Below are 24,190 nucleotides of genomic sequence, written 5' to 3' on the forward strand. Positions count from 1 at the left end.
GGTTGCGTGAACCCCCCCCCCCCTCCTTCTCATGGGTCCCTGTGCCTTGTTGTGGTTCCGGGGCCCCCCCCCCCCCCGGGGGGGGGGGGGTCCCCCCCCCCCCCCCCCCCCCCCCCCACCACGGGGTTGGTCTCAGGTCAGCTCTTGAAGGCGTCCTTGACCTTCTCCGCGCCGTCCTTGACCTTCTCCCCGGCCTGCTTGAGGTGGCTCTCGCTCTGGTCGGTCCTGCCCTCGGCCTCGAGACGCTCGTCACCGGTGGCGCGACCCGCGCCCTCCTTGAGCTTGCCCCCGAGCTCCTCGGCCTTGTTGGAGATCTTGTCGTCGGTACCCATGGTGTCATTCCTCCCGTTGATGGAACTTCGTCCATGCAGTGGTAACCCCTGTCCTGCATCGGGCGAGGTAAACATGCCCGGACGGGACCCCCGCCGGGGCAGGGGTCGGGCGCGGGGGACGCCGGAGGCCGGATCGCGCGGGCGGCCGGACGGTCGCGGCGACCGGATGACGAAGCGGATGACGAGGCGGGTGGCGAGGCGGGTGACACCCCCGGGCGGGCCGCCGTCCCGGCGGTCTCAGTGGTGGCAGAGCAGGCAGCGCACGGCGTGTTCGAGGGACCCGGCGTCGCCGATGGGCGAGGGCCAGGGCAGGCGGATCAGCGTCGGGTCGTCGATGCCGCAGCGCACGGTCGCGCCGAAGCGGTCGAGCTCCCAGAGCCAGGCCCCGGGTACCGGGGCGGCCAGCAGCGAGCTCAGGGCGGCCTCCAGCTGCCTGCGGTGCGCGCCGTTGACGTGGTGCAGCATGCGCTCGGCCTCGCCCATCAGCGGGTCGGGGGTCGCTCCCAGGTACTCCTCGGCGTCCAGCACCCCCGACTCCGGGCCGGTCAGGTAGATCACCCTGCCGACGTCGACGCGGAGCAGGCGAGGCCCCCGCGTCCCCTCCAGCACCTCGAACAGCGCCTCGTCGGGGCAGCGCTCGGCGATCTCCACCGCCGTCTCCCGTACCTCGTCCGCGGGGACGGCCTGCACCCAGCCCTGCACCTTGAGCAGGCCGCGGGAGAGCTCGTGCTCGCCCAGGGAGCGCGTCGACGTCAGGTCCACGGTCACCACCGGCTCGTCCCGGGCGTCGTAGAGCGGGTCGCCCGGCAGGACGAGCAGCACCGGCCGGCCCGCTCCGTCGACCCCGCCGCGGGCGGGCGTCGCCGGGCCTTCGGCGCCGGAGACGGAGACGTGGGTGGGAGCGGCGGTGGCGGCGAGGGTGCGGACCCGCTCGGGGACGGGCGGAGCGGTGACGGGCTGCATGGACCGGCTCTCCTTGAGGTGGGGCAGATACTGCTGTATAAGATTAGCCTTGCCTAACTAAGGTAAACCTAACCACACAGGAGTGAGCATGCGCTACACCGGACCCAAGGTGCGTCTGTCCCGCAGGGCGGGCATCCCCCTGACTCGCAAGGCGGTCCGCTACTTCGAGCAGCGCCCCTACCCGCCGGGTGAGCACGGCCGCAAGACCAACCGGCGGCAGACGGGTGACTACGGGCTCCGGCTGATGGAGAAGCAGAAGCTCCGCTGGTACTACGACGTCTCCGAGCGGCAGATGCGCCGCTACTGGGACATGGCGCTGCGCAGCAGCGGCCGTTCCGGGGCCGAGCTGGTGGTGCTGCTGGAGACGCGCCTGGCCTCGCTGGTCCTGCGCTCCGGGCTGGCCCCGTCCATCTACGCGGCCCGCCAGTACATCGCCCACGGGCACATCACCGTGGACGGCCGCAAGGTCGACATCCCCAGCTACCTGGTCAGGCCGGGCCAGGTCGTCGCGGTGCGCGAGAAGTCACGCAGGATGCAGCCCTTCGTGGCCGCCTCCGAGGGGACCTACGCCGACGACCGGATCGCCCCCTACCTCGACGTCGACCACGCCGACCTCCGTTTCACCCTGTTCAGCCGCCCGCTGCGCGAGCAGGTCGCGGTGCCCGTGGACGAGCAGCTGGTGGTCGAGTTCTACTCGCGCTGACCCCCCGCCGACCCGCGACGCCGGCCCGCCGCCCCCCCGGTGGCGGGCTCACTGGCGCTTCCCGGCCCCCGAGCCCGTACGCCCCCGCGTCCCGCCGGCGTTCTTCCCGCCCCCGGTGCTCTTCGCGTCCCGGCCGGTCCTCCCGGCCGCACCGCGCCCCGTGCCGTTTCCCGTGCGGGTGCCGCTGCCGGTTCCCGCGCCCGCGGCCCTCTGGGCGGCGGAGCCGTCGTCCCGCGCCGCCGGTAGCCGGTCCCGCAGCTCCCGCACCTCGGCCCGGAGCGCGGCCAGCTCGGTGAGCACGGCCCGGCCCACGTCCTCGGTCGCCTGGACGGACTCCTCGGCGTGCTCCTCCTCCATGGCGCTGACCACCACCGCGATGAACAGGTTCAGCACCACGAAGGTGCAGACCAGCATGAAGGCCACGAAGAACACCCACGCCCACGGGTGGGTGTTCATCACCTGGCGGGTGATGTCGGACCAGGCGTCGCCGGTCATCATCTGGAACAGGGTGAACAGCGAGGTGGGCAGGTCGCCGAAGTAGGCAGGCGCGGTGGCGTGGTAGAGCTTCGTGCCCATCACGGCCGCGACGTAGAGCACGAGCGCCAGCAGCAGCACGATCGAGGTCATCCCCGGGACCGCCGTCAGCAGCGCGCTCACCACCCGGCGCAGGCTCGGCACCACCGAGATCAGCCGTAGTGCCCGCAGGATCCGCAGGGCTCGCAGCACCGAGAGCCCGCCCGCCGTGGGCAGCAGCGAGACCGTCACGATCGCGGTGTCGAACAGGTTCCAGGGGTTGCGGAAGAACCGCGGGCCGTACGCGTACAGCTTGCAGCCCAGTTCGGCGACGAAGACGTAGAGCGCCAGGTGGTCGATGATCGTGAGCACCGTGCCGTACCGCTGTACGGCCGCCGCCGAGGTCTCCACTCCCAGCGTGGCCGCGTTGATCACGATGACCGTGACGATGAACCGCTGGAAACCGGGTGTTTCAAGGGCGGCGCGGAGACGCTCGCGCACCGGCACGAAGGCTCCCGTGGTCGGAATGGCCGAGGACAAGCCAAGATCATAACGGCTTGGTGAAGGCCCTCGTCCGCTACCCGCGTCCGCCGTCACCGGGGTTCGCCGCCCCCGTCGCCGCCGCCCCCGTCGTCGCCGTCGTCGGGGTCGCCGTCGAGACCGTGGCCGACGACGCCGGGGCCTCGGCGTGCCGGACGGCGTAGTCGCCGATGCCCGACTCCAGCATCGCGAAGCCCCGTTCGGCCTGCCGGCGCAGGTCGGGGGCGATGGCGTCCAGGGTCTCGCCCGCCAGCATGCGCTCGACGGCGCGGGTCATCAGCCGGTTCAGCACCCCGCTGACCTGCGCGGCGACGAGCGCGGGGGTGAGGTCGTCGGGGTCGGCGTCGACCTCGTCGGCGAGCGTCACGGCCAGGGCCCGCTCCCGCGCGTCGTTCATCTCCCGCAGCCGCGCGCCGAGCGAGGGGCTCTGGGACGTCATGAGCATGCGCGCGAAGGCGTCACCCCCCTCGTGGAACCCGTAGCGGTGGTGGCGGGTGTCGATCGCGTCCAGGAAGTCCCGGCGCAGCGCCTGCAGCGCGCTCTCCCCGGGACGGCGCTCCCGGACGACCCTGCTCGGCAGGTCCTCGACCTCCCCCTGACGGTCGAAGAGCAGGTCCTCTTTGGTGCGGAAGTAGTTGAAGACCGTGTTGACCGACACGTCGGCGGTCCTGGCGACCTCGGCCACCGTCACGTTGTCGAAGCCCTTCGTCAGGAAGAGCCACGTGGCGATGTCGGAGATGCGCTGCCTGGTCTCTCGTTTCTTGCGCTCCCGCAGGCCTTCGCTCATGAGGACATTCTAGGTGTCGGACAAATTTTGCAGTGACACCAAATTTGGTGTTACTTTACGAATGGAGGCGATCAAATGATCAAGACATCAGCTCTGAGCAAGACCTTTCCCGGCGGCGTCGAGGCCGTCCGGGGGGTCGATCTGACGGTGGAGGCAGGGGAGATCGTCGGGTTCCTCGGCCCCAACGGGGCGGGGAAGACGACCACGATGCGCATGCTCACCACGCTGCTGCGCCCCACCGGGGGCGGTGCCACGGTCGCCGGACACGACCTGCTCACCGACCCCGCCGGGGTGCGGCGGCACATCGGTTACGTGTCCCAGAAAGGCGGGATCGCCCCGGCGAACCCGGTGGGGGAGGAGCTCGAACTGCACGCCATGCTGTACGGGATGCGCCCGGCACGGGCGCGCGAGCGGGTTGCCGAGGTGCTCGACCGGTTCGGGCTCACCGCGCTGCGCGACCGGCCGGGAGGGGCGCTGTCCGGCGGTCAGCGCCGCCGGTTCGACCTCGCGTTCGGGCTGCTCCACGATCCCGCGCTGCTCTTCCTCGACGAGCCCACCACCGGCCTCGACCCGCAGACCAGGGCGAGCCTGTGGGACCACATCAGGAACCTGCGCGACGGAGCGGGCCTGACGGTCTTTCTGACCACGCACTACCTCGACGAGGCGGACCTGCTGGCCGACCGGCTGTTCGTCATCGACCACGGCGTCATCGTCGCCGAGGGCACCCCGGCCGAGCTCAAGGGCGGCACCGGGGGCACCCTCGACGACGTCTTCCTCGCCATCACCGGCCGCTCCATGAGGGACGACCCGCCGGGGGACGATCCGTCCGCCGGACCGCCGGGTGAACCGGACGGGCCCGGCGCGACGGGCGTACGGGACGGTGCCGGCGGTGCGACCACCGGTGCGAGGGGTGCGACGACCGATGTGACGAGCGGTGCGACCACCGGTGCGACGGGTGGCGGGGGCGCCGGCGGAGCCGGCGACGACCGGCGCGCGGCCGGGGTGGCCGGTGAGGAGCGGTGAGCGGGGCGATGCGCGTCCTCAGGGAGACCTGGTTGATCTTCCGGCACAACGTGCGGATATCCCTGCGGCAGAAGGCCGGGATCGTCTTCGGGGTCCTGCAGCCCATGCTCTACCTGGTGCTGTTCGGCCCGCTGTTCGCCACGATCGGGACCTGGGAGACGCTGATTCCCGGCCTGCTGGTCCAGGTGGGGCTGTTCAGCGCGGGCCTGGCCGGGTTCGGCATCGTCTTCGACCTCCAGTCCGGCGTGCTGGAGCGGCTGCGGGTCACCCCGGCGCACCGGATCTCCCTGCTCCTCGGCCGGGTGCTGTCCAACTCGCTCACCCTGCTGATCCAGTCGATCCTGCTGATCGCGGTGGGGTACGCCTTCGGGCTGCGCGCCGCGCTTCCCGGCGTGGCGCTCGCGCTGCTCATGATGACCCTGCTCGGGGTGAGCCTGGCCGCGCTCTCCAACGCGATCGCGCTCACCATGAACCCCGACGCGTTCGCGCCGGTCATGAGCACGGCGATCGTCCCGCTGCTCCTGCTCTCCGGGGCGTTCCTGCCGATGTCGATGGCGCCCGGCTGGCTGGACGCGCTCTCGCGCGCCACCCCGTTCCGGTACGTGCTGGAGGCCATGCGCGAGCTGTTCGCCGGGCACTACGCGACCTGGACCGTGGGGGTGGGCGTCGCGGTGACCGTGGCCCTGTCGGTGGTCTGCGTCATGGTGGGGACCCGCGTCTTCAACCGCGAGAACGCCTGACCACCCGAGCCCCTTGACCGCCCGAGTCCCTGACCGTCCGAGTCCCTGACCGTCCCCGACCTGCCCGCCCACCGTCCCCGACCGGCTCGCTCACCGGGACACGGCCGCTCCTTCCGGTTCGGCCGAGTCCCGGGCCGCGGTCCTCACGAGCACCAGGACGATCAGGCCGGCCACGATGCCCAGGACGCCCGCGGCCACCAGGGTGACGTTGAGCCCGTGCGCGAAGGACTCCCGGACGACCTGGCCGTGCCCCTGGCCGGTCAGGACGTGCGCCCGGCCGCCGGTCAGGGCGTCGACGGCGGAGCCCGCGTCCGGCACCCTGCCGTCCAGGCCGCCCTCGACACCGGTGCGGAAGACGCCCCCCAGCAGCGCGACACCGAACGCGAACCCGAGCTGCCGGAACGTGTTCACGGCACCGGCCGCCATGCCGCCGCGCTCCTGCGGGACCGACGCCATCGCCGCCGCCGACAGGGACGGGCTCGCCACCCCCACGCCCAGGCCCACGAGCGCCAGGCCGGGGACGAGGGCGGCCCACCCGGAACCGGCCGTGAGCACCGCCTGGGCCAGCGCGCCCGCACCGATGATCAGCAGGCCGACGCCGACGACCAGGCGGGGCGAGGCGTCGTGCAGGAACCGCCCGGCGACGCTCGCCACGATGAAGGCGGTGACGCTCATCGGGAGCATCACCAGGCCCACCTGGACCGCGCCCAGCCCCAGGACCGTCTGCAGCCACAGCGAGACGTAGGCCAGGCCGGCGAAGGCCGCCGCCGTGAGCAGGGCCGCGCCGACCATGATCCCGGTGAACGCGCGGTCGCGGAACAGCGACAGGTCGAGCATCGGGTCCTTGCTCCTGAGCTCCACCGCGACGAACAGGGCCAGGGCCACCAGGCCCGCCGCCAGCAGGCCGAGGACCGATCCCGAGCCCCAGCCGTCCTCACCGGCCCGGATGAGCGCGTACGTGATCGCGGCCGCGGCGGCGGTGAACGTCAGCATGCCGGGAACGTCCAGCCCGCGGGCGCGCGGATTGCGGGACTCCTGGAAGACCGCCAGCGTGAGGACGATCGCCACGGCGCTGATCGGCAGGTTCACCAGGAAGATCGAACGCCAGCCGAAGTGCTGGGTCAGCAGGCCCCCGGCGATCGGTCCCGCGGCCGCGGCCGCGCCGTTGACCGCGCCCCAGACGCCGAAGGCGACGCCCCGGTCCCTGCCCCGGTAGGTCGTGTTCAGCAGGGCCATGGTCGTCGCGAACATCGCCGCCGCGCCGAGCCCCTGCAGGCCCCGCGCCGCGATGAGCGTGCCGATGTTCGGCGCCAGGCCACAGGCCAGGGACGCGAGCGCGAACAGCCCCAGGCCCGCGACGTAGATCCTGCGCCGTCCGGTCAGGTCGGCCAGTGAGCCCGCGCCGAGCAGGAGCGCCGCCAGGACCAGCGCGTAGACGTCCATCACCCACTGCAGGGCCGAGAACGAGGTGCCGAGGTCCCCGGCGATGTCGGGCAGCGCGACCATCACGATCGTGACGTCCACCAGCAACATGAAGGCGCCCGTGCAGACCGCCACCAGCGGCCACCATTTACGCATGATCCTCCTTCGGTAGGCCACCAGGATCGGGCGTGGACGACGACGACAAGAAGCGGGCCGCGATATCACGGCGAATACCGACATCTGATAGTCGTGAGTGATGGAATCCGTCAGGGCCGACACGCTCGACCGGCAGCTGGTGCACGCGCTGGGACTGGACGGGCGGGCCCCGTTCAGCCGGATCGCCGAGGTCCTCGGCGTCTCGGACCAGACCGTCGCCCGGCGCTACCGGCGGCTGCGCTCGCGAGGCACCGTGCGGGTCGTGGGGCTGATCGACCGCCGGATGCTGGACGGGACCCGCTGGTGGCTGCGGCTGCGGTGCGTCCTCGGGGCGGGGACCGCCATCGCCACGGCCCTGGCCAAGCGGCCCGACACCTCCTGGGTGCAACTGCTGTCGGGCGGGACCGAGGTGCTCTGCGCGGCCCATCCCGGCTCGGACCAGGAGCGCGACACCCTGATGCTCGACAAGCTCCAGCGCACCGACCGCGTCGTCGCGGTCACCGCGTACTCGATGATGCACATGTTCGCCGGAGGCCCGACCGGCTGCGGGATGTTCGAGGTCCTCACCGAGGCGCAGGTCGCCGCGCTGCGCCCGTCGCGGCCGCCCGCCCGTGGCCGGGTGGAGCTGTCGGACCAGGACCGGCTCCTGCTCGCCCGGCTCTCCGTGGACGGCCGGACCTCGCACACCGACCTCGCCGCCGCCACGGGCTGGTCGGAGTCGACCGTCCGGCGCCGGCTCGACCAGCTCCGCGAGTCCGGCGCGCTCTACTACGACCTGGAGGTCGACTGTCCCTACTTCGGGTTCCGCACCCAGGCCTGGCTCTGGATGACGGTGTCACCGTCCCATCTGGTCGGCGTCGGCGAGGCCCTGGCCACCCACCGGGAGGTCACCTTCGCCGCGGCCACCACCGGCCCGACGAATCTCGCGGCCAACATCCTCTGCCGGGACGACGAGGCGCTGTACGCCTACCTCACCGACCGGATCGCGGGCCTCGACGGCATCCAGAGGCTGGAGACCGCCCCGATCATCCGCAACATCAAGCAGTCGGGGTCGCTGCTGCCCGTCTGAGCCCCGGCCCTGCCCACTCGGCCCGCCCGGGCCGTCCGGTCCTCACTCCGGGGGACCGTAGGGCTCTATCCGCGGGTCGGCGTAGGGACCCCCGTCCGCCGCGAGCCCGGTGCGGTGGGCGGCGCTCTCGCTCACCCGCAGGCCGTACAGGCCCTGGCCGGGGTCGAGGAGGTCGATGAGCACCAGGCCGTACCCGATGTCGACGTCCTCCTCCGGCAGCTCCAGGTGCCGCAGGGCCTGCGTGAGCGTCGCGCCGGAGGGGAGCCGCACCGTGATGAGGACCATCACCTCACGGTACGCGCCCCGCCCGGCGCCGCAATGAGGCGAGTACCCCCGAGGGGTCGACGACCCCGTAACCGTGGTCGTGGTCGAACCCGACGTCGCTGCGGTCGTCGGCCGTACGACGCAGCAGGGTGCGCAGCTGGGCGGGGGAGAGCCGGGCGGCGGGCCAGCGGGTGCGCACGGCCGCGACCAGGCCCGCCGCGACCGGGCACGCGGCCGAGGTGCCCGAGTCGGGCTCGTCGTCGCCGAACGCCCGCGAGCCCGAGAAGTGGGTGTAGGCGCACACGTCGGGCTTGCGGGCGACCAGGCGGCCCGGCCCCTGGGAGGAGTAGCCGACCCGCTCGCCCCGGGTGTCGACACCGGCGACCGACAGCACGGAGCCGTGGGAGTTGGCGCCCGTGATCGGCCGGTCCGGGTAGGCGCAGCGGCCGTCCGGGCAGTCGCGTCCGCAGTTGCCCGCGGCGAAGAGCACGTCCGCGCCGGAGCGCTCCAGGCTGGAGACGATCAGGTTGAACGGGTGGGCCGGGTTGTCGGAGTAGTTGCCCGGATGGCCCGCGGGAAAGTCCCACTCCGGGGAGAAGGACCCCCAGCTGTTGCTGACCACCAAGGAGCGCGAGGCGGCGGGCTGGGCCTCCAGGACGGTGCGCAGGTGGGCGAAGGCCGCCACCGCGTCCGAGAGCAGGCCGTCCAGCGCCGAACCGCCCGGACGCCGGGAGAGCAGCACGGGAATGTCGATGATCGACGCCCTCGGGGCCGCGATGAGCGCGTCGAAGGCGCACATCGTGCCGTGGTCGACGGGGAACTCGCCCGCCCTGCCCGTCACCCCGTCGGGCTTCCAGCTGCGCTCCACGTCGAGGATCACGTCGCGGCCCAGGTGGCGGGCGACGTGCGCGCGGTTGACGCCGGTGTCGAGCACCGCGAGCGCGACCCCCGACCCGTCGAGGCCCTCCGCGGCCAGGCCGGCGACGCCGAGCAGCCGCTCCACGTCGTGCCAGTCGCCGACCGGGGGCGTGCCGCCGCAGGTCAGGCCCGGCTGGATCACCGGGTCGGCGAAGATCCCCACCACCTCGCGGCGCAGCGCGGGCAGCAGGGTGATCCGGGTGGACGCCTCGTCGTCGGAGATCTCACCGCGGACCAGGACGGAGGCCTCGTCGTCGGCGAAGGAGAACACCAGCGGCTGGTGCAGCGACAGCGGGTCGCCCCCGGCGGCGGGGACCGGGCGGGGCGCCACGACCGGGGCGAAGGACGGGTCCAGCACCACTCCGGGAAGCGCGTCGGCGACGTCGGCGGCCGTCGTGCTCACCGTGGGATCGGCCACGGCCGCGACGACGTCGGGGGAGGGACGGAGCTGCAGCAGGACCCGCATGACGCACCACCGGGGATCGAGGGGACAGGCCCCACCACATTCCTTCATCCACCCCGGCCGCGTCCAGCCGTTGAAATCCCCTCGGACCACGCTCATGCCCGTCAAACGGTGCAAACGATCGGCGTGGATTTCCTTCACAGCGACGGAATCGATCACTACGTTGGGCGACATGACCGCAGCGGCGGAGACGACGCCAATCCCTCGACCCGATGTCCGGCACGCTCACTGGATGCCGACCCGGCCCAGACTGATCGTGGCCAGCGGCTTCATGCTCTTCCTGGAGCTGGCCCTGATCCGGTGGACCGGATCGAACATCGTCCACCTGAGTTACTTCACCAACTTCGTCCTGCTGGGGTCGTTCCTCGGTATCGGGCTCGGCTTCCTGAGGGTGGGCCGCACCACCCGGCAGCCGTACTACTCGCCGATCGTGCTGGCCGTGCTGGTCCTGGTCGTGCTGTTCTTCCCCGTGACGGTGGACCGCCAGACCGAGGGCGTCCTGTACTGGACGAGCCTGAGCACCAGCGGCCCGCCGCCCTGGCTGATCCTGCCGGTGATCTTCGCCGCGGCGGCGATCGTGCTGATGGGCCCGGCCGAGCTGGTCGGCCGCTGCTTCCCCGAGCTCGACCGGCTGGAGGCCTACCGCTACGACCTGATCGGCAGCCTCAGCGGCATCGCGCTGTTCACCGCGCTGTCGTTCCTCAGCGCGCCGCCGGTGGTGTGGGGGACGATCGCCGCGGTCGCCTACGCGGTGCTGCTGTGGCCCCGCAGGGTGTGGGCCCGCGTGGCGCTGCTCCTGCCGTCGCTGGTCATCGTCGGCGCCCTCGCCACCGAGACGCTGACCGCGGGAGCGCTGTGGTCGCCGTACTACAAGGTGACCTACGTGCGCGGCCAGTGGGAGGGCGTGCCGCTGATGAACATCGACGTCAACGGCATCCCGCACCAGCAGGCCACCCCGGCCAGGAATCGCCTGGAGTGGGAGCGCCAGTACGCCCTGCCGTACGAGCGGGCCGCCTCCGGCAGGCTGGACGACGTGCTGATCGTCGGCGCGGGCAGCGGCACCGACGTGTCGATCGCGCTGTCCAAGGGCGCCAAGCACGTGGACGCCGTGGAGATCGACCCCAAGCTGCTGGAACTCGGCCGCTCCTACCATCCGGACCGGCCCTACGACGACCCCCGGGTCACCACCCACGTCACCGACGGCCGCGCCTTCCTGGAACGGACCTCGTCGAAGTACGACCTGATCCTCTTCGCGCTGCCCGACTCGCTCACCCTGGTCTCCGGGGCCAGCTCGCTGCGGCTGGAGAGCTACCTGTTCACGCAGCAGGCGATGGAGGCGGCCAGGGACCACCTCAAACCCGGTGGCGCCTTCTCGATGTACAACTACTACCGGGAGAGCTGGCTGGTCGACCGGCTCGGCGCCACCATGCAGGCCGCGTTCGGGCACAAGCCGTGCGTCGACATCGTCAGCCAGACGGGCCAGCAGGCGGTGATCACCGCGGGCTTCACCCCCCAGGGTCAGCGGTGCGGCACCGAGTGGGCGGGAGCGACCGCCCAGACCCCGCCGCCCGCCGGTGACGACCGGCCCTTCCTGTACCTGAAGGACCGGACGATCCCGCAGATCTACATCGTCACGCTCGGGCTGATCCTCCTGGTCAGCCTGCTGGCGGTCCGGGTCGTGGCCGGTCCGTACCGCAGGATGCGGCCGTACGCGGACCTGTTCCTGCTCGGGGTGGCGTTCCTGCTGCTGGAGACCAAGAGCGTCACCGGCTTCGCGCTGCTGTTCGGCACCACCTGGGTGGTGAACGCGATCGTGTTCGCCGGGGTGCTGGTCGCCGTGCTCGCCGCGGTGGAGGTGACCCGCCGCTTCCGGGTGCCGTCCCTGCCGGTCATGTACGGGGTGCTGCTGGCCGGGCTGGTCCTGGCCTGGCTGGTGCCCAACTCCTGGCTGCTGGGACTGCCGCTGCCGCTGCGCGCGGTGGCGGCCGTGGTGGTGGCGTTCCTGCCGATCTTCGCGGCCAACGTGGTGTTCGCCAAGCGCTTCGCCGACTCCGCCGACGCGACCGTGTCCTTCGGCGCGAACCTGCTGGGCGCGATGGTCGGCGGCTGCCTGGAGTACCTGGCGCTGGTCATCGGCTACCAGGCGCTGCTGATCGTGGCGGGCCTGATCTACCTGGGCGCCTTCGCGCTGCTTCCCAGGACCGCCAAGGTCGCCTGAGCCCGGGGGCCGGCTCCCGGATGTTCTCCGGGAGCCGGTGTTCCCTCGGTCAGAACCCGCAGAGCTCGCTGAGGGACTCGCCCGAGGACTTGCCGTTCGGGGTGGGCGTCCGGCTCGGCCGCAGCGCGGTGTTCCTGGACGGGCTGGGCGTGGCGGCCGGCGTCGCGCCGGTCGTACCGGGGGAGGGGGTCGCGGTCGCGGCCTGCGGCCTGCGGGCGGGCTGCTCCGAGCGGCGCAACGCCCTGGCGGTGGCGGTGCGGATCTTCTGCCAGTCGGGCGAGCCGGTGTAGAACTCCGGCGGTACGAACTGCAGGCTGGTGATCCTGGCGTCCTTGACCTTCAGCGCCAGGTCGGTGAGGTGCTCCACCAGCTCGCGGGGGATGTCGGTCTTGGCCATCCTCCTGGCCACGCCTGCGATCTTGGTGAAGTTGGCGAGCACGACCGACGGGGTGGCCTGCTGGGCGAAGGCGCCGATGACGCAGCGCTGGCGGGCCATCCGGGAGAAGTCGTCGCTGCCGACGCGGGAACGCCCGTACCAGAGCGCCTCCTCGCCCGAGAGCGTGCGGTACCCGGCCTTGATGGTCCCGGCGGTGCCGTACAGGCCGCCCCAGGGGATGTCCCGCTCCACCCTGATCTTCAGGCCGCCGATGGCGTCCACCATCCTGGCGAAACCGAACATGTTGACCAGGGCGTAGTAGTCGATCTTCAGGTTGAGCGTGTGACCGATCGCGTCCATCAGCGCCGCCGGGCCCCGCTCCCCGGCCTTCTTGCCCGGTACGACCTCCGGGTGGTCCTCGGCGTACTGCCAGACCTCGTTGAGCAGGCCGCCGTTGGGCAGCTCGCGCATGAAGCCCTCGGGGAACCGCTTGGCGAGCGCGCTGCCGGACGAGAAGTGGACGTGCTGGAGGTTGCGCGGGAGGCTGAACATGACCGTGTTGCCGGTCGCGACGTGCACGCTGGCCACGTTCATGCTGTCGGTCCGCACGCCCTCCCGGTTCCCGGCGCCGTCACCGCCGACGAGCAGGAAGTTCACCCGCTTGCGGCCGGCCCACGGGTCCTCGTGCTTGACGGGGACGGCCGTCGGGTTCGCCGAGGCGGGCTTGAAGATGTCGAGGGTCGTCTGCTTGAAGGTCAGCACGGTGTTGGCGGTCAGCGCGAACGGCGCCATCACCGACACGCAGAGAACGCCCACCACGATTCCCGAGACGATCTGCCCCCTGCCGCTGAGCCGGTTCGGCCTCAGCGTGACGTAGGAGAAGAGCAGCAGCAGGAACCAGGCGATCGCCCCGACCACGGCCAGGACCACCCCGGTCGTCATCATGCCGTCGCGGGTGAGGACGCCGGTGTTGCCGCTGAGGTAGACGACGACGGCGGTGATCGCACCGCCCAGCAGCGGCACGCCGAAGGCCGCGAGCAGGATGAGGCCGAGCCGGCGGTTCCCGGCCCGCAGGTGCGCCGCGCCGGGCAGGATCGCCGAGAGCGCGGTCCAGCCGATGAGGGCGGCGGTCGTCAGCGGCCTGGCGAACCGGGGGGGCCGTCCCCCGGGCGCCGTCGCGGACTCCGCGGGCGGACCTCCCGCCGGTGGCCCCCCGGCCGGTGGCGCCCCGGCGGGCCCGGCCGGTCCGGCCGGGACGGCAGGGTTCGGGACCCCGCCGCCGTCGCCGCCGTTCCCTTTTCCTGTGGCCCGGCCCGCCGGTCCCTGCGGTGGGGGGAGGGGGAGCCCTTCCCGGGGAGGAAGGACGCCCTGCTCGGGGTGGCCCTCCCGCGCGGCCGGGGACGGCCGCCCGGCCTGCGGGGGGAGGGTGCCCTGCTCGCGGTGGGCCTCCGGGGACGGGGCGTGCCGGTCGTTCCGCGCCGGGGGCGGGCTGGAGACCTCCTGGGCGAGGGGGGGCTGCGGCCCGCCGGCCGGACCCGGCGCCCGGGGCGGGGCGGGGACCGGGGGCGTCTCCTGGGACCCGGACCGGCCCGGTGTTCCGCCTTGGCGTGCGCCGGGACTCCCGCCGCGACGCCGGGTGCGCCGTTTCCCGCTTTCGCCGGCGAGATCCCCCGAGTCTTGCCCAAGGCGCATCGTCACACCGCTTCCTACTGCGTTTTGCCCGGGTTCACCTGCAGACATGGCCAGGGATCGGGATTGAACATAATTTGCCAGGATTCTAGTCCCCATACCTGGACATGACAGACAGATGACCAATCTATGGTGAATGGCCGCTTAAGCGATGGCGTCGGCTAGGACGTCGACGAGGTGGGGGCCAGCCAGGTGTTGCAGTCGAGCGTCCGGTTCCTCTCGTAGCCCTGGCGGAACCAGCGGTTGTTGTTCGCCGGCGAGCCGTGGTCACGCGGATATCCCGGCCAGTCGCCGACCCGGGAGTAGAAGTAGTAAAGGGTCTGGCGCCGCGCCGGGGTGACCGGGTAGGTGGCCGACACCGAGCGCATGAACATCGCGCCGAGACAGGTCGCCTGGAGCTCGAACCGCCGGCTCAGCGCGAGTCTCCCGTTGCGGCCGCTCGAACGCAGCGACTTCTGCCACCAGGTGGTGGACAGGCCCGACAGGTGCTGCACGTGGTGCCCGTACTCGTGCGCCATCATGCTGATGACCCCGCCGTGCCATTCGGTGATGGCCCCGTACCCGCGGGAGTTGCCCACCCCGCGCGACATCGCCCTGGTCGAGGCGTAGATGGTGGTGTTGCGCGGGCAGTAGTACGGCACCATGCTTCCCGGCGCGGGGAAGTCGCCGCAGGCGCCGCGGCTCCTCGTCGCGGTGAGGGCGTAGCGGGGCGGATGCCATGGGATGCCCTGCTCGCGCAGGATCCGCGACCAGCCCCGGTCCAGGCACTTGGACGTCTTGAGGATGAGCGCCTTGAGCTGGGCGTGGCTGTAGATGCTGGGCGACCCCGCGGGGCAGTGCACCCGGGGAAGCCCGCCCGCCCGGTAGAGCGTGTTGCCCTCCAGGCTGGTGTCGAGCACCCGCGTCCTCGTCGTGTCCCCGGTGTCGCGGGTGCTCCCGGCGTCCCCGCTGTCACCGGTGTCTCCGGCGTCCCCGGTGTTCCGGCCGTTCCCGGAGGACGCCGTGCGCGCCGGGGCCGAGGTGCGCCTGTCCCGCGGTTCGGCCGGGCGGAAGGTGGGCCGCGGGGGCGCGGTGAAGGCCGGGACGGCGACCGTGTCGGCGCGGCGGACGTTCGCGGCCACCGCCCCGATGACCACGATCCCGGTGAAGACCAGCGCGACCATGCCGAAGACCACGCCGACGACCACCCCGGCACCGCCGGAGCGGGACCGCGGGGGCTGCCACTGCGGCGGGGGATGGGCGGCCCGCCGCTGCCACGGGTCGGGCGGCGGGGGCGGGGCCGGGTGGCCGTACGGCATCTGCCCGCGGGGCGGCCCGGGCCGCTGCGGGTGAGCCGGACCCCACTGCGGGGGCGCGGGACGGCCCGGCCCCGGCTGCCACGAGGGCGCCTGCGGGGGCGGCGGCGGCCCCCATCCGGGAGGCGGGGGCTGCGGGTGCCCCATGGGCCGGGGCGGCGGCGGGGGCGGCTGGGGGTGTCCCCGCGACGGCCCCTGCGGCGGGTATCCCTGAGGCGGGTATCCCTGAGGCGGGCGTCCATGGCCGTGCCCCTGAGGGTGCCCCTGAGGGTGCCCCTGAGGCGGGTGCCCCTGCCCCGGGAGCGGCCGCGGGTACGCCGGCGGAGGTGGCCGCCACCCCGCGGGCCCTCCCTGCGGCGACTGGTTCCCCGCGGCACCGGGCGGCGGTGCCGGATAGGGCTCCCCGCGAGGTGGAGGGTGATGACCGTTGCCTGTCACGCTGTCTCCCCGTTAATCCGAGCGTCCGGCATGAAGTACTAGACCGGGCTTTTGCCGAATTTGGGGCGTAAGCATACTGATTTATCATCCGTCACGGATGTCGCTGCATTCGATTACATTCCGAAATCATCCAAGGTGATCTCCGCGATGTACCGGACCGATCCGGCACCCGTGACCTAGCTTCGAGGCATGAATCTGCAGCAGCTCCGCTATGTGGTCGCGACGGCGGAGCATCGCACCATGACCGACGCGGCCAGGTCGCTGTACATCGCCCAACCCGCTCTCTCCCGTGCGATCAGGGATCTGGAACGAGAGCTCGGGATGACGTTGTTCGCCCGTTCCGGACGTGGCGTGGTCGTCACGGCGCAGGGACGCCGGGTGGTCAAGCTGGCCCGGGAGGCGCTCGACGCCGTCCACGAGATCGAGTCCCTGTCCACCAACGGCCAGACGTCCGAGGCGGAGCTCCGCATCGCCTCGATCCCCAGCCTCGAACCGGGGCTGGCGGGCCGTCTCCTGCCCGCGTACACCGCCGAGCATCCGGGGGTACGCATCCACATCGTCCGCTGTGACGGACGGGACGGCGTGGTCAACGCCATCAGGGACCAGCGGGCCGACATCGGCCTCACGGACCTGCCCGTCCCCACCGATCTGGTCAGCCACCCGCTGGAGCGCCAGGAGATCGTGCTGATCTCCCCGCCCGGCGTGGACCTGCCCGACCCGGTGCCGATGAGGAGACTCAACGGCATGCGGCTGGTGCTGCCGGCTCCCGGCAGTTCCCGGCGCAGGGAGTTCGACGCGCTCTTCGCCAAGCACGGCGTGGCACCCGTGGTGGCGACGCAGCTCGACGAGCGCGGCAACTGGCTGAGCACCGTCCGTTCGGGTACGGCCTCGATGCTCTGGTACCGGGGGATGGCCGAGAAGGCCGCCCGCGCCGGGCTGGTGGTCCGCACCCTCGATCCCTCGGTACGCCGGGTGATCGCCCTCGTTCACGCGCGACGGCGGCTGCCCGCTCTCGCCCAGGAGTTCCTGTCCGTGGCCGAAAGTGGGTCGGCCGCGTAGGACCCGAGGCTCGTCCGTTCTCCCCCAGAGGTTCGGCGCAGGTGGGAGCGCCGTCCTCTCCGACACCGGGCCGTATGTAGGCTCGGTCTCGATGACTATCCTGCGCCTGCGTGGCCGTGAGTTCCGGCCCGGCGAGTTCGCGATCATGGCGGTGGTCAACCGCACCCCCGACTCCTTCTTCGACCGGGGAAGAACGTACGGCTTCACGGCCGCCCTGGAGGCGGTGGACGGGGCCGTGGACGCCGGAGCGGACATCGTCGACATCGGCGGCGTGAAGGCGGGTCCCGGCGACGAGGTCGACCCCGCCGAGGAGATCCGCCGGGTGTCCGACCTGGTGGACGCGGTCAGGAGACGCCACCCCCGGCTCGTCGTCAGTGTCGACACCTGGCGCGCCGAGGTCGGCGAGGTCGTCGCCCAGGCCGGGGCGGACCTGCTCAACGACACCTGGGGCGGTGTCGACCCGGAGCTGGCCGGGGTCGCCGCCCGGCACGGCATCGGCCTGGTCTGCGCGCACGCCGGCCGCGTCGCCCCGCGCACCCGCCCGCACCGCATCGCCTACGACGACGTGGTCGCCGACGTCGTCGGCTACACCGTCGGCCTCGCCGAGCGCGCGGTGGCCCAGGGGGTGGCCCGGGAGTCGATCCTCATCGACCCCGCGCACGACTTCGGCAAGAACACCCGGCACTCCCTGGAGGTCGGCCGCCGCCTGGACGAGATGGTCGCCACCGGCTGGCCGGTGCTCGTCGCGGTCTCCAACAAGGACTTCGTCGGCGAGACCCTCGGCGGCCTGCCGGTGGACGAGCGCCATGCCGGGAGCATGGCCACGCTGGCGGTCTCGGCCTGGCAGGGCGCCCGGGTCTTCCGGGTCCACGACGCCGCCTCGGCCCGCGCCGCGCTGACCACCGTCACCGCGCTGCGACGCTGACACCGCACCGGGCCGCGTACGGCCCGCGTCCGGCCTGTGCCTGGCCCGCGCCCGGCTCGTGTCCCGCCCGGCGGTGACCTCGGCGTACGACAGGGCGCGGGAGGGTGACCGGGCCACCCGCGGGAGGACGGGTGGCCCGGTCGCGAGGCAGGGGTGCCTCGCCCTTCAGGCGGTCTGCGTGCGGCGTCCCCGCTCGGCCTGATGTTTACCGCGACATCATGACTCGGGTCAGTAAATCAGTGAAACGACCATGGATGTCAACTCAGGAGTAGATGACGGACAGGAAGCGGATCAGGATCGCCTCCCGCCGGTCGCCGGGCAGGGCGTCCAGCACCGCGTTGACCACGGCCATCTCCGGCTGCCCGGACCCGCCCGTCAGGTCCACCCCGACCGAGGCCGCCAGCTCGCCGAAGGCGGCGTCGTCCAGCGCGTCCAGGTCCAGGTCCGCGATCAGCTCGACCAGCCCCTCGGGGAGCCGTGCCGGTCCGCGCTCGCGGGCCGCGTCGGCGGCCTCGGCGATCACCTCCAGCATCGCCTCGACACCGTGCAGGGTCACCCCGGTCACCGTGACGTGGATGTTGGCCGGGATGCCCGCGTACGACAGCTGCGGTTGCAGGAACCATCCGCGCCGCCTGGCCTCGTCCGAGAGCACGAACACGTCCACCTCGTCGGAGCCGAAGGCGACCAGCGCCGAGTCCGGGTCGCCCAGCACCCGCAGGCCCGGGATCTTGGCGATCCCCTCGCGGAGCGCGCGGGCCGCCGCCAGGGTGTTGCGGCCCAGCTCCAGGTAGCCCTCCCGGCCCAGGGCCTGGAAGGTGGCCCACGCCCCGCCCAGCGGGCCCGCGGACTTCGAGCTCTGCACGGTCGCGTTGATCACCGTGTAGCCGGGCCACGACGCCGAGGCGAAGTAGGCCCTGCGCCGCATCGCCGGGTCGGCGAAGAGCACGACCGAGGCGCCCTTGGGGGCGTAGCCGAACTTGTGCAGGTCGCACGAGAGCGAGGTCACCCCGGGGACCGAAAGGTCGAAGGGCGGCACGTCCGCCCCGGCCTCGCGCAGCCACGGCAGCAGCCACCCGCCCACGCAGGCGTCCACGTGGCACGGCACGCCGCGCGCGGCGGCGAGGGCGGCGATCTCGGCGACCGGGTCGATCACGCCCTGCGGGTAGGACGGCGCCGAGGCCACCACCAGCACGGTGTCGCCGGTGACGGCGGCCTCGACGCCCTCGGCCGAGGCCCGGTACGTCACCGGGTCCACCGCGACGGCGTCCACCACGACCCCGAGGTAGTGCGCGGCCTTGTGGAAGGCCGGGTGCGCGGTCACCGGGACCGCCATCCTGGGACGCCCCGCGGTCGGACGGGCGTCGCGCGCCGCCTTCACCGCCAGCATGATCGACTCGGTCCCACCGCTGGTGAAGATGCCCGAACCCCCGCCGAGCAGGTCGGCGACCGCGCCGACCACCTGCTTCTCCATCTCCACGACGCTGGGGAACGCCGTCGGGTCCAGGGTGTTGACCTCAAGCATCTCGAAGTAGGCGCCGGCGGCGGCCTCGTGCACCTCGGGGCGGCCGGTGTCGTAGACGTACGCGGTCACCTTGCCGCCGCGGACCGGCAGGTCGTCCTGTCGCAGGCGGGCGATCTCGGCGAGCAGCTCGGAGGTGCTGCGGCCCTTGTCGGGCAGGCTCATCGGTCTCCTCGGGGGTACGGCCCGCACAGGCCGGTGGGACGCGCGGCCCGCAGGGGACCGCCGGGGGACTGCCAGGATCACACGGATCGCACCGGCCGTGAGCGGGGGAACGCCGCGGATTCCCGGGAAAGGTGAAAAATTCTCTTATATGCGGGAGGGGGTGAGCGTCAGGGCGGCGAGCCGGGCAGCAGGGCGACCCGGTGCACCATCCGGTGCAGGTAGCCGCGGAACCGCTCCAGCACGACGGGGTCGTCGACGCCCTGCCGGTCGCCCGCCCGGTCCAGCACCCCGCTCTGGCAGAAACCGTGCACGCACCAGACCACCGACCAGAAGGTGTACTTCATGTCCGTGGGCGTCCCGACGTGCCCGGCGTCGACCGCGGGGGTGAGCACGTTGGAGATGAACGTGATCTGCGGCCGGATGTAGCGGCGCTCCAGCTCGGTGACGTCGCTGGCGTCCGAGAGCCACCGGTGCATCCACAGGGAGGGGAACTCCGGGTGGGCCAGGCAGAAGTCCAGGTACTGGTCGACGATCCGGTGCACGGTCACCGCGGTCTGCTCGGGGGTCTCGACGGAGGCGCCCTCCAGGGCCTTCTCCAGGAACCCCCGCTCGGCCCGGTACTCCCGCTCCATGATCTCCAGGTAGAGCTCCCGCTTGCCGCCGAACTCCTCGCCCAGCGCCTCGGGGTTCAGCCCGGCGGCCTCGGCGATCTGGGCCGCGGACGTGCTGTCGTACCCCAGTGCGGCGAACAGCCTGGTCGCCACCTGCAGGATCAGCTCTCGGCGGCCACCGTCACCGGACGTCATGCATGCGACGCTAGATCCCCTGCGGGTACCGGCCAAGCAGGTCATCGACAAGCCTCGGTCAAGATAGGGGAAGCCGTACGACCGCCCGCAGGCCCGGCGCGGCGTCCTCCAGATGGACCGCGCCGCCGTGCGCGTGCACGGTCTCGCGCACGATCGCCAGGCCCAGCCCGGCCCCGCCCTCGTCGCGGCTGCGTGCGCTGTCCAGCCGGGTGAAGCGGTCGAAGACCCGCTCCCGGTCGGGCTCGGGGATGCCCGGCCCGTCGTCGGTGACGGTCAGCACCGCGTCGGCACCCTCGGCCCGCAGCTCGACCCGCACCGGGGCGCAGGTGTGCCGCAGCGCGTTGTCGACCAGGTTGACCAGCACCCGTCCCAGGTCCAGCGCGTCCCCGGCGACCGTGACCGGCCCGTCGGGAACCCTCACCGTGACGCCCCCGCCGTAGCGTTCTACGGCCTGGGGGACCAGCCGGTCCAGCTCCACCGGCTCCCTGCGCGCCGTCGTGCCGCCCCGCTCGTCCAGCCGCGCCAGCGCGAGCAGGTCCTCGGCCAGCCGGGACAGGCGCATGGTGTCCTCCAGCACACCCTCGGCCGTCTCCCGCCAGTCCTGCCCCCCGGGGTGGCCCAGCGCCACCTCCAGCTGCAGCCGGATGCTCGCCAGCGGGCTGCGCAGCTCGTGCGCGGCGTCCGAGACCAGGGCCCGCTGCCGGGAGTCGGCCTTCTCCAGCCGGGCCAGCATCGCGTTGAGCGTGGTGGCCAGGCTGTGCACCTCGTCGCGCGCCTCGGGCACCGGCAGGCGGCGCGACCGGGCGGTGTCGGTGATCTCCTCCGCGCCCCGGCGCAGCGCCGCGATCGGCCGCAGCGTCCTGCCGATGATCATCCAGCTGGCCCCGGCGAGCAGCACCAGCAGCAGCGGGGTGCCGATCAGCAGCACGTGCCCGGCGGTGGCCAGGCTGGTCTGCACCTCGCTGAAGGGCCGGGCCGCGATCACCGTCCGGCCGTGGTCGGCGCTGAGCACCCGGACCCGCAGCAGGTGCGGCACGCCGTACGGCTTGCCGTCCAGGAAGCGCGCCCGGCCCGCGCCGATCGCCGCGGCCCGCGCCGGCCCGTCCAGCAGGGGGACCAGCCGGTCGGTGCCGGGGGTGGCGTGGGTGATCCGCCCGGTGGCGTCGAGCACCTGCAGGAGCGTGCCGTCCGGCGAGGTCATCTGGTCGGGCAGCCGCCCGGCGTCGGCCAGCGAGACCGTGTCCCGGGCCCGCTGGTAGATCGACTCGTCGATGGTGGTGATCAGCGCGTTGCCGAGCACGCCGATCATCACGTACGCCGAGACCGCCAGAGCGACCGCGAGCACGGCCGAGGCGGCGGCCGTCAGCCGGAAGCGCAGGCTCCTGCGCCGCCACAGCCCGGCCGCGCGGCCCCCCTGCTGCGCGCCCGTGCCACCGGGCCCGGCCACCCGGCCCGGCGCCCCGGCCCGGCCGGCCCGTCCCGTGTCCTGCCCCGTCCCCCGCCCCGCGTCCTGTCCGGCACCCGGCCCCGTTCCCGGTCCCGTTCCGGGCCCTGTTCCCGGTCCTGTCACCGCGCTCATCCGCCGTCGCCGGCCAGCCGGTACCCGGCTCCCCGCACCGTCTGCAGCGCGTTCCTGGAGAACGGCACGTCGATCTTGCGCCGCAGGTAGCCGACGTAGACCTCGACCACGTTGGGATCGGTGTCGAAGGTGTCCCAGACGTGCTCCAGGATCTCCGTCTTGGACACCACCTCGTCGTGGTGGCGGATCAGGAACTCCAGCAGCGCGAACTCCCGGGGCGTCAGCTCCACCGGGGTCTCCCCCCGGGTGACGCGCCGCCGTGCCGGGTCCAGCGCCAGGTCCCCGGCCCGCAGCACGGCCGGGCGCCGGTTCGCTCCGCGCCGCAGCAGCGCCCTCAGCCTGGCCACCAGCACCACGTAGGAGAACGGCTTGGTCAGGTAGTCGTCGGCCCCCAGGTCCAGGCCGTCGGCCATGTCGTACTCGCCGTCCTTGGCCGAGAGCATCAGCACCGGCACCCAGTTCTCCTCCGCCCGCAGCTGCTTGCAGACGTTGTAGCCGGAGATCTTCGGCAGCATGATGTCCAGCACGACCACGTCGTACTCGCCGTGCCTGGCCTGGTGCAGCCCGTCCTCGCCGTCGTGCGCGAGGTCGACCGCGAACCCCTCGGCCTGCAGCCCGCGCTGCAGGGCCGCCGCCATCCGCCGTTCGTCCTCCACGACGAGAATGCGCATCCCTCTCCCTCCGTCACCCGGACGTCCGTCACCGGGACGTCACCCCGCCATCATGCGGCCGTCACCCGGAACGGCCCATCCTCGGCCATCCGCGCTGAGAGGCGGCTGAGAATCCTGTGAGCCCTCTCAGTCTGTCTCAGCGTCAGCACAGCGACGTTCACGCAAGCTGCTACCGATGGGGATCGACGGCATACCGTGGAGGAATGAGATGTCCGAGCAAGGAAGACGGGGCCGCGCGATGAGATGGGGCGTGCCGGTCGTCGCGATCGCGGCGGTGGCCGGGGCCATCGGGGCGGGCCCGGTCATCGCCGCCGTCCAGGGGGATCCCGTGTTGCCCGAGCGCACCGCCGAGCAGCTGCTCGCGAGCGCCGTGCAGGCCGGTACGGCCGAGCCGAAGCCCATGTCGGGCACGGTCATGCAGACCGCCTCGCTCGGGCTGCCGGGACTTCCCGACGTGACGGGCATGAGCGGCACCTCGCCCGCCGCGCTGCTCGCGGGCTCGCACGAGCTGAAGGTCTGGTACGGCGGCGCCGACAAGGTCCGCCTCGCCATGCCGGGCCGGATGAGCGAGACCGACCTGATCGTCAACGGCGACCAGGTCTGGCTCTGGCAGAGCGACGTGAACAAGGCCACCCGCGTCACGGCCGACGGCGCCGAGAAGGCCGGTGAGCACGGGCCCTCCCGGCGGGCCCAGGAGGCGCTGCCGGCGACCACGCCCCAGCAGCTCGCCCGGACGCTGCTGCAGCAGGTCGGCCGGGACACCGTGGTCGGCGTGAGCAGCACCGAGAAGGTGGCCGACCGCGCCGCCTACCAGCTCGCGTTCGCGCCCAAGGACCCCTCCTCCCTGATCAGGGAGGTCAAACTGGCCCTGGACGGGGAGACGATGGTCCCGCTGCGGGTCCAGGTGTACGCCAAGAGCGCGGCCGAGCCCGCCTTCGAGGTGGGGTTCACCTCCGTCACGTTCTCGCCGCCGGCCGCCGAGAACTTCACCTTCACCCCGCCCGCCGGGGCCAAGGTCGACGAGACCTCCCTCGGCGAGCTCACCGAGAAGGGCAGGGCCGGCAGGGACGGGTTCGAGGACCACGAGAGGCTCGGCAAGAAGGTCAAGGTCGTCGGCGGCGGCTGGACCACGGTCGCGGTGCTGCCCGTGCCCGAGGACCTCAGGGCCGTGGTGAAGCCGGGACAGGACGCCCCGGCCAAGGACGCCGGCGGGCAGGACGTCCTGGGGCACGACGCCCCCGGGCAGGACGCGACCGCGATCGCCGACGCCCTGCGCAGGTCGGCCACGCCGATCAGCGGGCCGTGGGGCAGCGGCCAGGTCGTCCGGACCAAGCTGGCCTCCGCGCTGCTGACCGACGACGGCCGCCTGCTGGTCGGCGCCGTCACACCGGAGAAGCTCGCCGAGGCGGCCGGGCAGAAGTGAGTCCGGGCCGGGGGGGGGGGGGGGGGGGGGGGCCCCCCCCCGCAGGGGGGGGGGGGCAGGGTTGTTCTTTGGGTGTGTTTTTGGGGCCCCCCCACCACGGCGCGGAACCCGGTCCTCCGCCCTCTCCGTTTTTC

21 protein-coding genes are annotated in these 24,190 nt (G+C 72.7%); 8 read left to right on the top strand and 13 right to left on the bottom strand.

Annotated elements, in window-relative coordinates:
* Nucleotides 1-137: 137 nt before the first annotated feature.
* Nucleotides 138-332 (bottom strand): CsbD family protein, encoded by a 195-nt coding sequence (locus ACZ6RT_RS14735; protein ID WP_399189244.1) that lies wholly within the window; start codon nt 330-332, stop codon nt 138-140.
* 237 nt (nt 333-569) lie between these two features.
* A complete protein-coding gene (locus ACZ6RT_RS14740; protein WP_470153892.1) occupies nt 570-1,295 on the bottom strand; it encodes a DUF2470 domain-containing protein in 726 nt (241 codons plus the stop codon).
* Between the two features lie 88 nt (nt 1,296-1,383).
* Here ACZ6RT_RS14740 and rpsD point away from each other — a divergent pair, with 88 nt between their 5' ends.
* A complete protein-coding gene (rpsD, locus tag ACZ6RT_RS14745; protein WP_344908422.1) occupies nt 1,384-1,998 on the top strand; it encodes a 30S ribosomal protein S4 in 615 nt (204 codons plus the stop codon).
* A gap of 48 nt (nt 1,999-2,046) precedes the next feature.
* Here the strand turns inward: rpsD and ACZ6RT_RS14750 are convergent, their stop codons facing one another.
* Complete coding sequence (locus tag ACZ6RT_RS14750; protein ID WP_399189240.1) at nt 2,047-3,051, bottom strand: ion transporter; 1,005 nt, start codon at nt 3,049-3,051, stop codon at nt 2,047-2,049.
* Nucleotides 3,052-3,088: 37 nt separating this feature from the next.
* Nucleotides 3,089-3,838, bottom strand: a complete 750-nt coding sequence (locus ACZ6RT_RS14755; protein ID WP_470153895.1) for a TetR/AcrR family transcriptional regulator — start codon at nt 3,836-3,838, stop codon at nt 3,089-3,091.
* A 75-nt stretch (nt 3,839-3,913) separates the two neighbouring features.
* Here ACZ6RT_RS14755 and ACZ6RT_RS14760 point away from each other — a divergent pair, with 75 nt between their 5' ends.
* Both ACZ6RT_RS14760 and ACZ6RT_RS14765 read left to right on the top strand, forming a co-directional pair.
* On the top strand, nt 3,914-4,861 hold the full coding sequence (locus ACZ6RT_RS14760; RefSeq protein WP_470153896.1) for an ABC transporter ATP-binding protein: 948 nt from the start codon (nt 3,914-3,916) through the stop codon (nt 4,859-4,861).
* The gene (locus ACZ6RT_RS14765) at nt 4,858-5,601 is read left to right on the top strand and encodes an ABC transporter permease (RefSeq protein WP_399189234.1); all 744 of its coding nucleotides are present in this window, start codon (nt 4,858-4,860) and stop codon (nt 5,599-5,601) included. Before ACZ6RT_RS14760 ends, ACZ6RT_RS14765 begins: the two co-directional genes overlap by 4 nt.
* 90 nt (nt 5,602-5,691) lie before the next feature.
* Here the strand turns inward: ACZ6RT_RS14765 and ACZ6RT_RS14770 are convergent, their stop codons facing one another.
* On the bottom strand, nt 5,692-7,179 hold the full coding sequence (locus tag ACZ6RT_RS14770) for an MFS transporter (RefSeq protein WP_399189232.1): 1,488 nt from the start codon (nt 7,177-7,179) through the stop codon (nt 5,692-5,694).
* Nucleotides 7,180-7,279: 100 nt separating this feature from the next.
* On the opposite strand from ACZ6RT_RS14770, the gene ACZ6RT_RS14775 reads away from it, so the two are divergent.
* On the top strand, nt 7,280-8,248 hold the full coding sequence (locus tag ACZ6RT_RS14775) for an Lrp/AsnC family transcriptional regulator (protein WP_470153899.1): 969 nt from the start codon (nt 7,280-7,282) through the stop codon (nt 8,246-8,248).
* A 42-nt stretch (nt 8,249-8,290) separates the two neighbouring features.
* Here ACZ6RT_RS14775 and ACZ6RT_RS14780 read toward each other — a convergent pair whose 3' ends face one another.
* Nucleotides 8,291-8,533 (bottom strand): hypothetical protein, encoded by a 243-nt coding sequence (locus ACZ6RT_RS14780; protein ID WP_399189228.1) that lies wholly within the window; start codon nt 8,531-8,533, stop codon nt 8,291-8,293.
* A gap of 4 nt (nt 8,534-8,537) precedes the next feature.
* Nucleotides 8,538-9,896 (bottom strand): S8 family peptidase, encoded by a 1,359-nt coding sequence (locus tag ACZ6RT_RS14785; RefSeq protein WP_399189226.1) that lies wholly within the window; start codon nt 9,894-9,896, stop codon nt 8,538-8,540.
* Nucleotides 9,897-10,125: 229 nt separating this feature from the next.
* On the opposite strand from ACZ6RT_RS14785, the gene ACZ6RT_RS14790 reads away from it, so the two are divergent.
* Nucleotides 10,126-12,111, top strand: coding sequence for a spermine/spermidine synthase domain-containing protein (locus tag ACZ6RT_RS14790; RefSeq protein ID WP_470153901.1), 1,986 nt, complete (start codon nt 10,126-10,128; stop codon nt 12,109-12,111).
* A 49-nt stretch (nt 12,112-12,160) separates the two neighbouring features.
* Here ACZ6RT_RS14790 and ACZ6RT_RS14795 read toward each other — a convergent pair whose 3' ends face one another.
* Together ACZ6RT_RS14795 and ACZ6RT_RS14800 are read right to left on the bottom strand one after the other, a co-directional pair.
* Complete coding sequence (locus ACZ6RT_RS14795) at nt 12,161-14,179, bottom strand: LCP family protein (protein WP_470154073.1); 2,019 nt, start codon at nt 14,177-14,179, stop codon at nt 12,161-12,163.
* Between the two features lie 158 nt (nt 14,180-14,337).
* Complete coding sequence (locus ACZ6RT_RS14800; protein ID WP_470153903.1) at nt 14,338-15,474, bottom strand: neutral zinc metallopeptidase; 1,137 nt, start codon at nt 15,472-15,474, stop codon at nt 14,338-14,340.
* A gap of 624 nt (nt 15,475-16,098) precedes the next feature.
* Here ACZ6RT_RS14800 and ACZ6RT_RS14805 point away from each other — a divergent pair.
* Together ACZ6RT_RS14805 and folP are read left to right on the top strand one after the other, a co-directional pair.
* On the top strand, nt 16,099-16,968 hold the full coding sequence (locus tag ACZ6RT_RS14805; protein WP_470153905.1) for a LysR family transcriptional regulator: 870 nt from the start codon (nt 16,099-16,101) through the stop codon (nt 16,966-16,968).
* Nucleotides 16,969-17,059: 91 nt separating this feature from the next.
* Complete coding sequence (gene folP / locus ACZ6RT_RS14810; RefSeq protein ID WP_399189219.1) at nt 17,060-17,893, top strand: dihydropteroate synthase; 834 nt, start codon at nt 17,060-17,062, stop codon at nt 17,891-17,893.
* A 262-nt stretch (nt 17,894-18,155) separates the two neighbouring features.
* Here the strand turns inward: folP and ACZ6RT_RS14815 are convergent, their stop codons facing one another.
* The 4 genes from ACZ6RT_RS14815 to ACZ6RT_RS14830 form a co-directional block, all read right to left on the bottom strand.
* On the bottom strand, nt 18,156-19,577 hold the full coding sequence (locus ACZ6RT_RS14815) for a pyridoxal phosphate-dependent decarboxylase family protein (RefSeq protein ID WP_470153907.1): 1,422 nt from the start codon (nt 19,575-19,577) through the stop codon (nt 18,156-18,158).
* Nucleotides 19,578-19,744: 167 nt separating this feature from the next.
* Nucleotides 19,745-20,383, bottom strand: a complete 639-nt coding sequence (locus ACZ6RT_RS14820; protein WP_399189215.1) for a TetR/AcrR family transcriptional regulator — start codon at nt 20,381-20,383, stop codon at nt 19,745-19,747.
* 58 nt (nt 20,384-20,441) lie between these two features.
* On the bottom strand, nt 20,442-21,830 hold the full coding sequence (locus ACZ6RT_RS14825; protein ID WP_470153909.1) for a sensor histidine kinase: 1,389 nt from the start codon (nt 21,828-21,830) through the stop codon (nt 20,442-20,444).
* 128 nt (nt 21,831-21,958) lie between these two features.
* Entirely contained in the window at nt 21,959-22,633 is a 675-nt protein-coding gene (locus ACZ6RT_RS14830; RefSeq protein WP_344908490.1) for a response regulator transcription factor, read from the bottom strand.
* A 238-nt stretch (nt 22,634-22,871) separates the two neighbouring features.
* Here ACZ6RT_RS14830 and ACZ6RT_RS14835 point away from each other — a divergent pair, with 238 nt between their 5' ends.
* Entirely contained in the window at nt 22,872-24,056 is a 1,185-nt protein-coding gene (locus tag ACZ6RT_RS14835) for a LolA family protein (RefSeq protein ID WP_470153911.1), read from the top strand.
* Nucleotides 24,057-24,190: the final 134 nt, after the last annotated feature.

This window comes from Streptosporangium sp. NPDC050148, assembly GCF_055586505.1.